The organism is Pseudomonas sp. GW821-FHT02A08 (assembly GCF_059422045.1).
On sequence record NZ_JBWKWD010000033.1, the window covers coordinates 52,625 to 68,010 of the forward strand.

Annotated in this window: 10 protein-coding genes and 2 pseudogenes; 7 read left to right on the plus strand and 5 right to left on the minus strand. The window is 62.0% G+C overall.

The window, feature by feature from the left end:
• Positions 1 to 319: 319 nt before the first annotated feature.
• The 3 genes and pseudogenes from AC07W4_RS21285 to AC07W4_RS21295 form a co-directional block, all read right to left on the minus strand.
• Positions 320 to 1,357: pseudogene (locus tag AC07W4_RS21285) on the minus strand (methyl-accepting chemotaxis protein); the annotation flags it as partial.
• Positions 1,358 to 1,717: 360 nt separating this feature from the next.
• Positions 1,718 to 2,446, minus strand: a pseudogene (locus AC07W4_RS21290) (cache domain-containing protein); the annotation flags it as partial.
• Between the two features lie 54 nt (positions 2,447 to 2,500).
• Positions 2,501 to 3,823, minus strand: coding sequence for an alginate export family protein (locus tag AC07W4_RS21295; RefSeq protein ID WP_495033863.1), 1,323 nt, complete (start codon positions 3,821 to 3,823; stop codon positions 2,501 to 2,503).
• A 282-nt stretch (positions 3,824 to 4,105) separates the two neighbouring features.
• Between AC07W4_RS21295 and AC07W4_RS21300 the strand changes: the two genes are divergently transcribed.
• Together AC07W4_RS21300 and AC07W4_RS21305 are read left to right on the plus strand one after the other, a co-directional pair.
• Entirely contained in the window at positions 4,106 to 4,495 is a 390-nt protein-coding gene (locus tag AC07W4_RS21300) for a c-type cytochrome (protein WP_495033864.1), read from the plus strand.
• Between the two features lie 48 nt (positions 4,496 to 4,543).
• Positions 4,544 to 6,034, plus strand: coding sequence for an aldehyde dehydrogenase family protein (locus tag AC07W4_RS21305; RefSeq protein ID WP_495033865.1), 1,491 nt, complete (start codon positions 4,544 to 4,546; stop codon positions 6,032 to 6,034).
• A 121-nt stretch (positions 6,035 to 6,155) separates the two neighbouring features.
• On the opposite strand, the gene AC07W4_RS21310 is transcribed toward AC07W4_RS21305, so the two are convergent.
• Positions 6,156 to 8,555 carry a DUF3772 domain-containing protein gene (locus AC07W4_RS21310; protein ID WP_495033866.1) on the minus strand — a complete coding sequence of 800 codons (2,400 nt, stop codon included), beginning with the start codon at positions 8,553 to 8,555 and terminating at the stop codon, positions 6,156 to 6,158.
• A gap of 213 nt (positions 8,556 to 8,768) precedes the next feature.
• Here AC07W4_RS21310 and AC07W4_RS21315 point away from each other — a divergent pair, with 213 nt between their 5' ends.
• The 3 genes from AC07W4_RS21315 to AC07W4_RS21325 are packed head-to-tail and all read left to right on the plus strand — an operon-like array spanning position 8,769 to position 11,742.
• Positions 8,769 to 9,734 (plus strand): tripartite tricarboxylate transporter substrate binding protein, encoded by a 966-nt coding sequence (locus AC07W4_RS21315; protein ID WP_495033867.1) that lies wholly within the window; start codon positions 8,769 to 8,771, stop codon positions 9,732 to 9,734.
• A 1-nt stretch (position 9,735) separates the two neighbouring features.
• Complete coding sequence (locus tag AC07W4_RS21320) at positions 9,736 to 10,218, plus strand: tripartite tricarboxylate transporter TctB family protein (RefSeq protein ID WP_495033868.1); 483 nt, start codon at positions 9,736 to 9,738, stop codon at positions 10,216 to 10,218.
• A gap of 15 nt (positions 10,219 to 10,233) precedes the next feature.
• Entirely contained in the window at positions 10,234 to 11,742 is a 1,509-nt protein-coding gene (locus AC07W4_RS21325; protein WP_008046321.1) for a tripartite tricarboxylate transporter permease, read from the plus strand.
• Positions 11,743 to 11,780: 38 nt separating this feature from the next.
• Here AC07W4_RS21325 and AC07W4_RS21330 read toward each other — a convergent pair whose 3' ends face one another.
• A complete protein-coding gene (locus AC07W4_RS21330; protein WP_495033869.1) occupies positions 11,781 to 12,680 on the minus strand; it encodes a LysR family transcriptional regulator in 900 nt (299 codons plus the stop codon).
• Positions 12,681 to 12,841: 161 nt separating this feature from the next.
• Between AC07W4_RS21330 and AC07W4_RS21335 the strand changes: the two genes are divergently transcribed.
• On the plus strand, positions 12,842 to 14,143 hold the full coding sequence (locus AC07W4_RS21335) for an NAD(P)/FAD-dependent oxidoreductase (RefSeq protein ID WP_495033870.1): 1,302 nt from the start codon (positions 12,842 to 12,844) through the stop codon (positions 14,141 to 14,143).
• Positions 14,144 to 14,197: 54 nt separating this feature from the next.
• Positions 14,198 to 15,286, plus strand: coding sequence for a polyamine ABC transporter substrate-binding protein (locus AC07W4_RS21340; RefSeq protein ID WP_495033871.1), 1,089 nt, complete (start codon positions 14,198 to 14,200; stop codon positions 15,284 to 15,286).
• Positions 15,287 to 15,386 lie beyond the last annotated feature (100 nt).

Genomic DNA, 15,386 nt, shown 5'->3' on the forward strand with positions numbered 1-15,386 from the left:
CCTCTTCGCGGGCAAGCCCGCTCCCACAGGGGATCTGCGGTGTACAAGGATTTTGTGTGCAGCGGCGTGCCAGTCAGTGGAGAAGTTGGATGTGCTGGCCTCTTCGCGGGCAAGCCCGCTCCCACAGGGGATCTGCGGTGTACAAGGATTTTGTGTGCAGCGGCGTGCCAGTCAGTGGAGATGTTGGATGTGCTGGCCTCTTCGCGGGCAAGCCCGCTCCCACAGGGGATCTGCGGTGTACACGGATTTTGTGTGCAGCAGAGATCCAATTGTGGGAGCGGGCTTGCTCGCGAAAGCGGTCTATCAGGCAACCCAAATCTCAGATCCGAAAGCTCCCCACCAGCTGATTCAACCGCCCGGCCTGTTGCTCCAGTTCGGTACATGCCCGCAACGTCGATTGCAGATTCTCCACCCCTTGTTGGTTCAGGGTGTTGATCTGGATGATGTCGACGTTCAATGCCTCGACCACCGCCGTCTGTTCCTCGGTGGCGGCGGCGACGGACTGGTTGACGTTGTCGATCTCGCCGATGCGCTGGGTCACGCTGCCCAGGCGGGAGCCGGCGAGGTTGGCGATGGTGACGCTTTCTTCGCTGTGGCGCTGGCTCTCGGTCATGGTGGTGACAGACTCCCGTGCGCCCACCTGTAGCTCTTCGATCATCTGCTGGATCTCCAGCGCCGAGGTCTGGGTGCGTCCGGCCAGGCTGCGCACTTCGTCGGCGACCACGGCAAAGCCACGGCCCGCTTCACCGGCCCGCGCCGCTTCAATCGCTGCGTTGAGCGCCAGCAGGTTGGTCTGTTGGGAGATGCCTTTGATCACTTCGAGAATCTGCCCGATGTTCACGGTCTTGTCGTTGAGCACTTCGATGTTGGCGCACGAAGCACTGATCTTGCCGGACAGCTCGTTCATCACCTCGATCGTGCGCTGCACCACCTGGCGACCATCCTCGGCCTGCTGCCGTGCGGACGAAGCCTGTTGCGAGGCATCGCAGGCGTTATGGGCGATTTCCTGGGCGGCGGCGCCGAGCTGGTTGATCGCCGCCGCCACGCTGTTGGTGCGGGTGGATTGATCGTCGAAGTTGCTCATCGACGAATTGGATGCATCCAGTACGCGCCTTGCGCCTTCATTGACGCCCAGGGCGGCAGACGACACCTCGCGGATCGAATGGTGGATGCGTTCGACAAAGCGGTTGAACGCCGTCGCCAGCTGACCGATTTCATCCTTCGATTGCACTTGCAGGCGCCGGGTCAGGTCGCCTTCGCCAAGTGAGATGTCTTCCATGACCCGGGTCAGCACTTGCAGCGGCCGGGTGATGCGTTGCGCGGTGTACCAGATCAACAGCAGGCCGAGCAGGGCCGACCCGCCACCGAGCAGCAATTCCAGCGCGGTGCTTTGCACACCCCGGGCATCGAGTTCGTTTTGCAGCCTAGTCACTGGCGCCAGCAACACGTTCTGCGGCACACCGACCAACACGGCCCAAGGCGCGGCACCGGCAATCGGTGACAGCGGTTCAAGCACCGTGATTTGCCGGGCGTCGACAAACACTTTTGGCTGGCCCTGACGCAGGCTGTCCATCACTTCGGCGTTGTTCATCGGCTGACCGAGGCGACCGACGTCCTGGCTGTTGGCAGACATCACCCCACGGGGGCTGACGATGCTGATCTGGCCGTTGCCATCGAACAGTTCACGGGCGCTGGCTTCGCTGTTCTGCTGCAGGGCGGCGAGGTTGATGTCCAGCCCGACTACGGCGATGACCTTGCCGTTTTCCAGTAGCGGGAAGGCCACGCTGGTCACCAGTTTGCGGCTGCCGGAGGCCTCGTCGAAATAGGGTTCCAGCACGCAGGCCTGGCCGGTGTCGCGGGCACAGGTGTAGAAGGCGTTGTACGGTGCGCCGCTCGGGCCCGGCTCGGTGTTGGCGAGCAGGCCTTCGTCACCGATGACCGCTTGCAGTTCACCGGGTTTGCTCTGCACCCAGTAGAGCGAAAAGCGACCGGTTTCATTGCTGCCCATGGCGACCTGGCCGGCGAAGTCGGCATCGGCGCCGTCAAGTCCACCGGGTTCGAAAATGACATAAAGCCCGAGCAGGTCGGGCTTGTCGATCAAGGCTTGATGAAGCTGGGTGCTGAGTTCCAGGCGCAGTTGCGGGCGAGTCAGGCTGCCCTGATGTTGCAGCTGTCGCAAGTACAACAGGTACCGCGATAACCCCTGGCCGTATTCGTGGGTCTGCATGAAGGTGCGCTGCACTTGCATGGCCTGCACCTTACCCAGGGCCTGCATGTGTTCCCTGGCCGCACTGGCGAGCATGTCGCCGCTGGCCTCGGCCACTTGCTGGCCGCTCTTGTGGGTCTGATAGAGCGACAACCCCATCAACAAGCCGACGACCAGCAGCAGGCAGAGACCGGCGAGCAGGGCGATCTTGCTCTGGATCGTCAGGAATGTTCTGTGCATTGGAAATACCTTTTTCCACGCGGGCAATGGCGTGGCCACTGCCCGCGGCCGAAATTAGAAACCGGTGGCGAATATCACCTGGGCGTAGACGTTCCTGTCGTTGTTACCCAGTTGGGTACCACCGTCTTCGGCGCTCTTGTCCGGTTGGTAGATGCCCACCAACGGCATCACGGTCAGGTGGTCGTTGACGTGCCATTCGGCGTACAGATCGACTTCGTGGCCATCGGTGTTGCCCAGGTTGCGGTCGATGGTGTCGTAGTTGAAGTACATCGCGCCGACGTTGAGGTTCTCCAGCGGCGAGACCTTCATCGTGACGTTCTGGATGCGCGAGTTGCTGTTGAACGGCCCTGCGTAGTTGCCCGCCACTTCACCCTGGAACCAGGTGCCGTAGCCACGGCTGAAACCGTAGAACAGGGTGTCGTAGCCTTCCGAGAAGCGGCTGTAGCGGTAGCTGGCGCTCGGTGTCCAGACTGCGTCGGAGAAGGTCCAGCCGGCTTCCAGGTACCAGGCGTCTTCGCTGGTGGTGTGAGGTTTGTCCTGCTTGGCGTATTCACCGGACAGGAACAGGTCTTTCACCCCGGCGTTGCCCGCCGCACGCAGGCTGTAGGTCTTCATGCCGTCGCGTTCGAGCTGGATCGGCGAGGCGTATTGTTCGTCGATGTCGGTGGTCTTGATGAAGGTCAGGCCGACCGTGCCGGCCTCGGCCACGTGCTCCAGGGTGCCGACGTACATTTCGGTCTTGGCCTGGGCGCGGTTGTCGGATTTGAGCCACATCAGGTCGCTGCGCCAGCCTTCCTTGCCGCCCAGACGCAATACGGCCGTTTCGTCGAAGGCCTTGCGTGCCGCCAGGTAGTAGGCGCCGCCACGGTTGAATTCGCCGTCGGCCAGGCCCTTGCCCATGTTCAGCGCGTCGCCATCGATCAGGAAACCGTCGCCGACCACGATGTTCTGACGACCGAAAGACAGGTCGACGCCGTCACTGCCCAACGCGCCGAACAGATCGGCCGAGCGCCAGCCGAGGTAGGCGTCTTCGAACTTGGTGGTGCGTTCCGATCCATCGGAGAAGCCGGCGGCATCGCCATCGCCCCAGGTGCCGGAACTGAGCATGTTCCCCGCGCCGTACGCGGTACCCACACCGCCCAGGCCCTGATCGAAGCTCAAGCCGTATTTGATGTAACCCTCGCGCCACGACGAGCTGCCTTCATTCAGGCGACCGGACAGGGCGTAGTTTTCCTGGCTGTGGAAAATGCCGAACACGGCTTCGAGGGTAGCGTTCAGGTGGCTGTCGTCATCGGCGTAGAGTTCATAGGCACCGGCATTGCCGGCACTGATCATCAGCGCGAGCGTCGAGAGACGAAGCAAGGGGGACTTGAGCATGGTGTGGCATCCGTTCTTGTTCTTGAGCGCAGGTTTGCGGTCTGTCCGGATACTAAGGCGCGGCCATTGTTTGCCCTTTTCCCTGTTTGCCAATTAGTTGGTTGTGCATGCCAGATTGCCCGGTTTGGCAGCCCGACAAACACAACTGGCACGCAGGGCAAAACCTGCGTGTCGGCGACCACCGACAATCCCTACCAACCTGCCGAAGCACCGTTGCCTCGGCATTTTTAGTGTTGGCGTTCGCTTGCTGGCGGGCGCGTGGATTTTCAAGGTCGTTTTCCTATGTTCACTTCGCTGCGTTTGCCCCTGATCGGTTTGTTGTCCTTCACCCTGGTCCAGGCGGTGTCCGCCGCCGAGTGTGCCCCGGACACGCGCCGTGGCGGCGAAGTGTTTGCCACCGAGTGCAGCCTCTGCCACGCGGTGACCAAGGGCACGACCGGCATGATGGGGCCGAATCTGTTCGGTGTGTATGGGCGCAAGTCCGGCTCGCTGGCGGGTTTCAGCTACTCCCAGGCCATGCGCGACAAAGACGTCGACTGGCAGGCCGAGAACATCGCGCAACTGATCACCCAGCCCCAGGCCTTCGTGCCGGGCACCTACATGCCCTACATGGGCCTGGCTTCCGCCGACGACCGCCAGGCGGTCGCGTGCTTCCTTAAAGAACAACACTGATCAGGCCGGATTGGCGCCTGAACAACTCGTCTGAATGAAAGGTGAATTATGAGCAACGTTGAAATCCTGCCCCAGGTTGCTGCATTCCTCGAACGTCGCCACGGCTGCTTCATTGATGGCCAGTGGGTGCTTGCCGAGGGCGACAGTATCGCCGTGATCAACCCGGCCACCGGGCAAACCCTGTGCGAAACCCTGGATGCGCCGCTGGAACTCGTCGAGCGCGCCGTGCAGTCGTCCCACAAGGCTTTCAAATCTGGCGTGTGGTCCAGCCTGCGCCCGGCGGACCGTGAACGCATCCTGCTGAACTTCACCCGTCTGGTCGAAGAACACGCCGAAGAACTGGCCCAGCTGGAAACCCTGAGCCAGGGCAAGTCGATCAACATGGCCCGCGCGCTGGACCTCAACGCCACCGTGGAATTCATGCGCTACATGTCCGGCTGGGCGACCAAGATCGAAGGCCAGACCTTCGACGTGTCGATCCCGCTGCCACCGGGCGCGAAGTTCACCGCGTTCACCAAGCGCGAGCCGGTGGGTGTGGTGGTCGGCATCGTGCCGTGGAACTTCCCGCTGCTGATCGCCGCCTGGAAGCTGATGCCAGCCTTGGCCACCGGTTGCACGGTGATCATCAAGCCGGCCATGGAAACCCCGCTGACCGCCATGCGCCTGGCTGAGCTGGCGTTGGAAGCCGGCATCCCGGCCGGCGTGTTCAACGTGGTCACTGGCGGCGGCGCCTCCGTTGGCGGCGTGCTGACCGCGCATCCGTTGGTGAGCAAAGTGTCGTTTACCGGTTCCACCGCCGTGGGCAAGAGCGTCGGCGTGGCGTGCATGGAAAACATGACGCGCTTCTCCCTGGAGCTGGGCGGCAAGAACCCGATGATCGTGCTCGCCGATGCCGACATCGAAAAAGCCGTGCAAGGCGCGATCCTCGGTGGCTTGCTGAACAACGGCCAGGTTTGCGCAGCGGCCTCGCGCTTCTACGTGCACCGTTCGATCCACGACCAGTTCGTCGAAGCCCTGGCGGTCGCCGTCTCGGCGATGCCGATTGGCGCCGGCATGAATTGCGACGCGGCGATCAACCCGCTGGTATCGCGCAAGCAACAACAAAGCGTGCTCAAGCACATCGAACTGGCCCGCCAGCAAGGTGCGCGGGTGGTGACGGGCGGCGAGTTGCTGGAAGGCGACGGCTTCTTCGTGCAGCCGACCATCCTGGCGGACATCGACCACAGCATGGCCGTGGCCCGCGAAGAGGTGTTTGGCCCGGTGCTGGGCGTGATGCCGTTCGACGACGAAGACGCCGTGATCGAATTGGCCAACGACAACCGCTACGGCCTGGCCGCCAGCCTGTGGACCAACGACCTGGGCAAGGCGATGAACCTGGTGCCGCGCATCGAAGCCGGTACGGTCTGGATCAACGCCCATGTGTTGCTCGACCCGGCGATGCCGTTCGGTGGCGTCAAGCAATCGGGCATGGGCCGTGAGTTCGGGCGTGCGGTGATCGAGGCTTACACTGAGCTCAAGTCGGTGTGCATCGCCCATTGATCAACCTGTAGGAGCGACGGTGCGGCGATTCGAGCTGCTTGCGAAAAACGTCAAGATAATGCGGTCTGTCAGTCAGTTCGCGTTATCGTTGGCGTCCATCGCGAGCAGGCTCGCTCCCCCATCATGCTGCGGGTGGCGGTTTCGCCAGTTCAATCCCGGCGGCTCCCAGCCGCTTGAGAATTTCAAACAGCAGCTCGCTTTTGATCGCGCTGACCGTGCGTGGGCTGCCGACATAGCCGGTGATGGTCAAGGTGATGCCTTCAGGTTTCAGCTGACTGAAGCGCAAATAAGGTACCGGTTTATCCAGGATCGATTCGTGTTCGGTGAAGGTGTCGTACAGCAGGTTCTGTACTTGCTCCGGGTCGATGTCCAGCGGGAACACCAGTTCGAGCATCACCACGCCCTGGGCGCTGCCGCCGAGGGTGACGTTGCGCAGGTTCTGCGAAATCAGGTGGGAGTTGGGCACGATCATGATCGAGCGGTCGGCCAGTTGTATCTCCGTGGCCCGTACGTTGATCCGGCGAATGTCGCCTTCGACGCCGCTGATGCTGATCAGGTCGCCGACCTTCACCGGGCGCTCGGTGAGCAGGATCAGGCCGGAGATGAAATTCTTCACGATCTCCTGAAGACCAAAGCCGATACCCACTGACAGGGCACTGACAATCCAGGCCAGGTTGGTCCACTTGACCCCCAGCGACGACAGCGTGAGCAGCACCACGGACGCGTACCCGATGTTGGCAAACAGGGTGCTGAGCGAGGCGCACATGCCCGGGTCCATCTCGGTTTTGGGCAGGAACTCGTTATCCAGCCAGCGCCGGAAGGAGCGAATCAGGTAGATACCGATCACCAGGGCGAGGATGGCATTGAGCAGGTTGTCCGGGACGATGTTGAGTTTGCGCAGCCCTTCGCCGCCGAGTACGGCCACGGTGCCGGTGACCAGTTGCCCGAGGGTCGTCCCCACGCCACCGACAAACAGGGCAATGACGCCGATCAGTATCAGGATGGCGCGGCCAGCCCCGGACATTACAGTGCAGATCTGCTCCAGGCGTGGATTGCCGATGCCCAGTAGTTGTTTGATCGCCTTGCCGGTGGGTTTGCGGGGCGAGAACAGGTAGTCGCAAGTGTCCTGGTAAACCTGTGCGAGCAGGTAGAAACCGGCGCAGATGATGAATATCCAGACCAATTCATAGGTGATGAACCGGGCCATCGTCACGTAGCCGATCAACAGGGCGAACAGGGACACCACCACGGCAGCGCCGGTGAAGGTGTAAATCAGACCGGCGAAGGTGGTGACGCCTTCGGGGGCTTCTCCGGCAACGATCAGGTCTCTGCGCGTCTTGCTGACGCGCAACAACAGCGCACCGATCACCAGTGCCGCGACCAGGGCCACGACGCCCCGACCGAACAACACCACTTCGGCGCTCATGCCGGTGACATTGCTCATCTGCACCAGGGTCACCAGCACCAGCAGCAGGCTGGCCAGCAACCTCGGATAGGGCTCCATCACCAGCGCCACCGGATCGGCAATATCGGGCAGGCGCCATGAAGGATGTTTGGTGGACAACAACGCGCGGCTCAGCCCGGTGATCAGCACGCAGGTATAGGCCAGCTTTTCCAGATACTGTGCCAGGTCGGCCAGCAGAGGGGTGTAGGGCAGTTGCCGGGTCCCGGCAAAATGCAGCAGTTGCAGGGCGATGCCGGCGGTCAGCACCGTCGCCACCACCGACGCCAGTGCAAGGGAGCTGCGCCGCAACCGGCCTTCAGGCATTCGATGGATGCACAACCAGGCCAGGGCCCGTCCTGCGAGCTTTCGCCCCACGGTCCAGATGGCCAGGGCCAGGATCAGCAGGGCGGCCGTGATCCCGCGTTGTCCGGGTTGCCAGGCGGCCCGGTGCGTGGTCTCGAGTTGCTCGATGAGGGTGCTGAAACGTTGGCGGTCATCGATCGGAAGATTGAACAATGGCGACCAGAAGCTCGGGTTCAGGATACTGCTGGTCTGCTGGGTCACTTCCGCTTCCAGCAGACTGCGCCGGATGCTGGCAATCTGCGTGATCAGCTCGCCGGCACTTATTTTGAGCGCGGCCAGGGTTTTGAGTTGGCTGTCGATCTTGTCTTTTTGTTCGCCGAGGGCGTCTCGTTGGGAGGTAATGGCCGTCGTCACCTGTGCGTTCTCGTCAAGCGGCACTGGCCCCAGCACGTTGAGTTGCGCCTGCAATTGCGCCTGTCCAGGCAGTAGTGAAGTGGACAGGCGTTCAATGTCCTGTATCAGTACTTGCACCAGGTCCTGTGAGCTTTCCAGCTGAGTGTAATTGGTAGCCAGGGAAACCTGCTGCTTGAGGCTGTTGAGCTGGTTTTGCACCCCCAGCAATTCGCTGTCGGAGATGCTGATGATCGGGGCTGCGGGGGCAGGGGCCGGCGCAAGAGCAGGCGCGTCGGCCATGTCCCCCGCCAACAGCCATCCGGGGCTTGCCGCCACAACCGCGAAGGCGACGTAAACCATTGACTTCAAGACATTGCGCATCGGCGAGCTCGACGGGTTGTTGGTCACTTAGCCAATGAGGTTAGGCCATGACACGCACCCTGGAGCGATGTTTTGTCGAAAGTGCCGCGGGTAGTTTGAGCAAAACAGATCAACCCGAGGATCCATGGCCTAAGCTTGTTGGCAGGCCCCTGTTCATCGCGCGCGTCGATGGGCAAGCGGCACCTATAAAAACAATGCAATCAGGAGATGCCCATGTCCGCTTTGATCCGTCGTTTCAGTCGCTGCATGGCCGCCGGTTTGACCGCTGCCGTGCTTGCAGCGCCAGCCTTGGCGCTGGATACCGTGAAATTCATGGCCCCGGGTTCCGTGGGCGGTGGTTACGACCAGACCGCCCGGGTGCTGGGCAAGGCCATGGTCGAGGTCAATTCGGCCAAGGCCGTGACCTTTGAGAACAAGGGCGGGGCGGGCGGAACCCTGGGGCTGGCGCAATTTGCCAACAGCACCAAGGGCGATCCGAACGCATTGCTGGTGGTCGGCGCGATCATGGTCGCGGGCATCGAACAGAACAAACCGCAGATCAGCCTGAAGGATGTGACGCCCATTGCCCGGCTGTTCACCGAGTACAACGTGATCGCCGTGCGCAAGGAATCCGAATTCAAGACTCTCGATGACCTGATCAAGGCCTTCAAGGCCAAGCCAACGAGCATCGCCTGGGGCGGCGGCTCCAAGGGCTCGGTGGATCACATCGGCATCGCCGAACTGGCGGGCAAGCTGGACGTGCCGGTCAACAAGGTCAACTACGTGGCCTTTGGTGGCGGTGGCGAGGTGGTTGCCCAGGCGCTGGGCGGTCAGCTCAAGGTGATCACCGGCGGTTACGCCGAGCTGGGCCAATACATCAAGACCGGTCAGTTCCGTGTCTTGGCCATCGGCGCGCCGGAACGGGTTCCCGGCATCGATGCACCGACCCTCAAGGAGAGCGGCTACGACGTGACGATCGGCAACTGGCGCGGCGTATACGGTGCGGCGGGCCTTACCCCGCAGCAGCGTAAAGAGGTGATCGACGCGGTCGTGGCCGCCACCAACAGCAAGGTGTGGCAGGACAATATCCAGACCAACGCCTGGACGCCCAGCGTGCTGACTGGCGATGACTTCGGCAAGTTCGTCGAGGAAGAACACGTGCGGTTGCGCGCCATGCTGGTCAAGGTCGGGCTGCTCTGAGATGGCCACACAGCGCGCAGTGGTGCCGACGCAATTGGCGGTCGGCATCGGCCTGATCGCCATCAGCGTCGTATTGGCGATTGGCGCCCACCGTTTTCCGCCCGAAATGGGCTTCGTGATCCTGCCGGCGTACGTCTATCCCTATGTCGTGGCGGCGTTTCTGGGTGCGGTGGGGCTGCTGCTGGGGTATCAGGCCGTCAGCGGCGGCTTTCGAGAGCTGGATAACGACACCGCCACGGTGCCCGGTGGAAAAACCGGTGCTGCGTGGGTGACGGCGGGGCTTGTCGGGGTGGCGGTGCTGATCAGCGTGATCGGGTTCGTGCTGGCCGCCGGGTTGCTGTTTGCCTGCTCGGCGCGGGGTTTCGGCAGCCGTCATCCCGTGCGGGACCTGGCCATCGGCATTGCATTGACCCTGCCGATCTACTGGCTGTTCAACGCCGGGCTGGGGGTTTCCCTGCCGTCGCTGATCAACATCTGGCTTTGAAAGGAGATCGACACCGTGGACATTCTTTCAAGCCTGGCGATGGGTTTTTCCTCGGCGCTGACGCCGATCAATCTGATGTGGGGGTTCATCGGCTGCCTGCTCGGCACCGCCATCGGCGTGTTGCCGGGGATCGGTCCGGCGTTGACGGTGGCCCTGCTGTTGCCGATCACCGCCAAGGTCGACCCCACCGGTGCGCTGATCATGTTCGCCGGTATCTATTACGGCGCGCAGTTCGGAGGCTCCACCACCTCGATCCTGCTCAACACGCCCGGTGAATCGTCCTCCATGGTCACGGCCCTGGAAGGCAACCTGATGGCGCGCAACGGCCGGGCGGGACCTGCGCTGGCGACGGCGGCGATCGGCTCGTTCGTCGCCGGCACCATCGCCACGATCTTGCTGACGCTGTTTGCACCCATCGTGGCCAGGCTGGCCCTGAATTTCGGCCCGACCGAATACTTCGCGATCCTGGTGCTGTCGTTCACCACCGTGTCGGCGGTGCTCGGCGCTTCGATGCTGCGCGGGTTCGCCTCGCTGGGCGTCGGGCTGACCATCGGTTTGATCGGCCTGGATTCGACCTCGGGCATTGCCCGCTACACCCTCGGCGTGCCGGAACTGGTGGACGGTATCGAAGTGGTGCTGGTGGCGGTTGGTTTGTTCGCGGTGGGCGAGGCCTTGTACAGCTTGCTCTATCAAAAGGAATCAAACGAGGGCCGGCATCGCCTGACTTCGTTGTGGATGACCCGCGCCGACTGGAAACGCTCGGTGCCCGCGTGGCTGCGGGGCACGCTGATCGGCTTTCCATTTGGCTCGATTCCGGCCGGTGGCGCCGAGATTCCGACCTTCCTGTCCTATTCCACCGAACGCAAACTCAGCAAGTACCCCAAGGAGTTTTCCGCCAACAAGGGCGAGGGCGCCATCGAAGGCGTGGCCGGCCCGGAAGCGGCCAACAACGCCAGCGCGACCGGTTCCCTGGTGCCGTTGCTGACCCTGGGCATCCCGACGTCCGCCACGGCGGCGATCCTGTTGGCGGCGTTCCAGAACTACAACCTGCAACCGGGGCCGATGCTGTTCGAAACCTCCGCCGAACTGGTCTGGACGCTGGTGGCCTCGCTGTACATCGGCAACGCGATTCTGCTGGTGTTGAATCTGCCGCTGGTGGGGCTGTGGGTCAAACTGTTGCAAATCCCCCGGCCGTACCTGAACGCCGGCATCCTGGTGTTCGCCACCATCGGTGTGTATGGCATGCGCCACTCATCCTTCGACCTGATCCTGATGTTGGCCATTGGCTGGGGCGGGGTGCTGATGCGCCGTTTCGACTTCCCCGTCGCCCCGGTGATCGTCGGCATGCTGCTGGGTCCGATGGCCGAGAAACAACTGCGCAACGCCTTGTCCATCAGCGAGGGCGACTGGACAGTGTTCCTCACACAACCGATCTCGGCGTTCTTCCTCGCCCTGACGCTGCTGGTGCTGGTGGTGCCCCATGTGCTGCATAAACGCGGCATCAAGTTGCATGAGGATGATTGAGCCCTGCGAATATCTGGCAGCCGAATGCATACCTGTGGCTACCTGACTGACGGCGTTGTGGTTTGCGTGGTGAACCATTGCATGACCGGTGCGCAGGCTGGATGCGATGCCGCCGAAGGTTGCAGGCACAGCGAGTAAATCCCCCGGGTCTTCAATGGCTCACCAAACGGAATCACCAGTTCGCCCCGTTGAATCGACTCACGGGCCAGGGTCATGTCGGTCATCGCCACGCCCAGGCCCCGGGCGGCGGCATCGAGTGCCAGTTCGTCGAGGTTGAAGGGGATGTGCCGATAGTCATGCAACGACTTGCCGCCGTGGGCTGACAGCCAGACCTGCCAGTCATGTTGATCGGAGGAGCGGTGCAGCAAGGCGAACCCTGACAGATCTTCCAGCGAAGCCAATGACCGGATCGGAGTGCCCAGGCCTGGCGCGCACACGGGCACCAATGCCTCTTCGAACAGGGTCAGGCAATCGGGCGCCGTGGACGGCTCGGGCAAATAGAGTATGTAGGCGTCGCTGTCACTGGCCGGCTCGACCACTTCGGTGGCCACGGTTTCGATTGCCAGGGATACATCCGGGTGATGCCGGTAGAACTCGCTCAGCCTGGGCAGCAACCAGCGCACCGCCAGTGACACGTGCATGCGAATGCGGAACGGGCGCCTTTGCGGCGCGAGCCGGTCTTCGAGGGTGCGCAACTGTTCGAGGATGCCGCGGGCGCTGGCCAGTACCTGTTCGCCCTCGGCGGTCAGTTGAAGGCTGCGGCTGCTCCTGACAAACAGTGGCACACCAAAGTGGCTCTCCAGTTGCTGGATCTGTCGGCTCACCGCACTTTGCGTCAGGCAAAGCTTTTGCGCTGCCTGGGTGAAACTGCCGGCGGTGGCGACTTCCACCAAGGCCTGCAAGCCCTGGAGCGAGGGCACGTGGCGAATCTTGTCCATGCGTTTTGTGAATGCCTCGATGAATTAATAACGTTGGTTGTGCCTGTGAGGAGCCTTTAGATTCTAGTCATGGCTGCCGTCATCGAAAACCGTTCATGCGAATCATGCATGCAACGCAGTTGATTCGCCACGGTTCGCATAACAAGAAAACGAGGTGACACATGGAAAATATCTGTGGCTGGATCGCGCAAGCGGGGAGTTCACCGCTGCGCGAGCCGCTCAAGGGCACGCAGCAGGCCGATTGGTTGGTCATTGGCGCTGGAATCACCGGCCTCAGCGCTGCGCATGCCCTCGCGCAGTTGCACCCCGGGGCACGCATCGTGGTCGTTGACCGGCAGCGGGCTGCGCAGGGGGCATCGGCGCGCAATTCCGGTTTTGTGGTGGCCCATGAGCATCCAGCCGCTGGCGAGTTGGTGGGCAGTGACGGGTTCGCCGGGTATCAGGTGGATACGTCCATCGGCCGCGCAGCCGCCGACGAAGTGCGCAAGCAGATTACCCGCCACGGCATCGAATGCGACTTCAGGGAGTCGGGTTATTTTTTTGCCGTCAGCGATCCACGCAAGCTGACCCAGGTCGAGGCCACGCTGCAGACCTTGCGTGCCGTTGGCGCCAGCGCGCAGTTTCTGCAGGGCGAGTCGTTGATCGAGAAACTCGGCAGCCGGCACTACCGCGCCGCGATCTGGTGCGGTAACGGCAACGCGCTGCTGCAACCGGCGAAATACGTTCGGGGCTTGCTCGATGCCCTGCCGCCGAAAGTGACGGTCTACGAGAACACCGATATCACGAGTCTTGAGCGCCTGGGCAACGGCCAGATTCGCGCCGGGGGCCAAAATGGCGGCGTCGAGGCCAGACAGGTATTGGTCTGCCTGAATGCCTTTATCCCTCGCTCGGGTATCGAGGACAGCGGCACATTTGCGATGGAACTCAGCGCCAGCCTCACGCGGCCCCTCAGCGATCAAGAGTTTCAAGCCCTCGGTGCGCCAGCGTCCTGGGGTGTGTTGTCGACCCGCCCGCTCGGGGCCACGGTGCGCCTGACTCCGGATCGTCGGGTGATGATCCGCAACACGGCGGAATACCGCTCGCGGGATTTGTCATCGAGCGAACTGACGATCCGCCGCCAGCACCATGTGCTGGGGTTGCAACGACGTTTCCCTATGCTCGGCGAGCGGGACATCGAATACACCTGGACCGGCCATCTCAGCGCTTCACGCTCCGGGCAACCGTATTTCGGCAAAGTCGAGGAGGGAGTGTTTGCCGTGGCCGGGTGCAATGGTTCCGGCGTGGCGCGGGGAACGCTGTGGGGCCGCTTGCTGGCGGAGCTGGCTTCGGGTCGTGATTCGCCGTTGCTGCACTCGGTCATGCAACGGGCGCAACCCGGCTGGCTGCCGCCCAAGCCCTTGCTCGACATCGGTGCCATGCTGCGTATGCGCGTGGAAACGGTCCGGGCCAGAAGCGAAATCTGAAAACACCCGTTTCATAACAAGAACAAAAGCACTTCCCATCGAAGGTGATTCAACATGCGCGTCAATACGCTTTCCCTTGTGGCCCTGATCTCGACCTTTTCCGCCGTCACTCATGCCGACGACACCGTCAACATTTCCAACTGGAACGGCTACATCGCCGACGACACCCTGGCCAATTTCACCCGGGACACCGGGATCAAGGCGACCTACGACATTCACGACAGCAACGAAGTGCTGGAGTCGAAGCTGATGACCGGCAACACCGGGTATGACGTGGTCAGCCCGTCAAACCACTTCCTGTCGCGACTGATCAAGGCCGGAGCCATCCAGAAACTCGACAGGAGCCAGTTGCCCAACTGGAAAAACCTCGACCCGGCGCTGATGAAGAAGCTTGAGGTCAACGACCCGGGCAACCAGTACGGCTTCCCTTACATGTGGGGTACGGCGGGCATCGGCTACAACGTCGAGAAGATCAAGGCGATCTTCGGCAATACCGACGTCACCCATTCCTGGAGCCTGTTCTTCGACGAGAACAACATCAAGAAGCTCAGCGAGTGTGGGGTGGCGATCATCGACAACCCGACGCAGATCCTGCCGATCACGCTTAACTACCTGGGCCTGCCACCCCACAGCCATGAGCCTGCCGACTATAAGAAAGCCGAGCAGGCGCTGTTCAAGATCCGGCCTTACGTCCAGTATTTCCATGCGTCCAAGTACATCAGCGACCTGGCCAACGGCAACGTCTGCGCGGTGATCGGTTTCAACGGCGACATCGTGCAGGCTGCCGCCAGCGCCAGGGAGGCGAAAAACGGGATCGATATTGCCTACTCGATCCCGGACGAGGGTTCCACCTTGTGGCTGGACATGGTCGTCATGCCCAAGAATGCGCCGCATGAGAAGAACGGCTACGCCTACATGAACTACCTGCTGGAGCCGAAGGTGATTGCCAACATCAGCAACAGCATCCATTACGCCAACCCCAACAGTGCGGCGGATGCCTTCGTCGACCCGGCGGTGAAGCAGGACCTGGCGATCTATCCGCCGAAAAGCGTGATGGACAAGCTGTTTACCGTCGAAGACTTGCCCGCAGCCATCGCACGGTTGAGCACGCGCTTGTGGACCAAGCTGAAAACCAATACCTGACCGTCTTATGATCGTGGTCAACCTGATGTGACACTGAACCTGTGGGAGCGGGCTTGCTCGCGAAGGCGGAGTGTCAGTCGACATCCAGGGTGTCTGATAC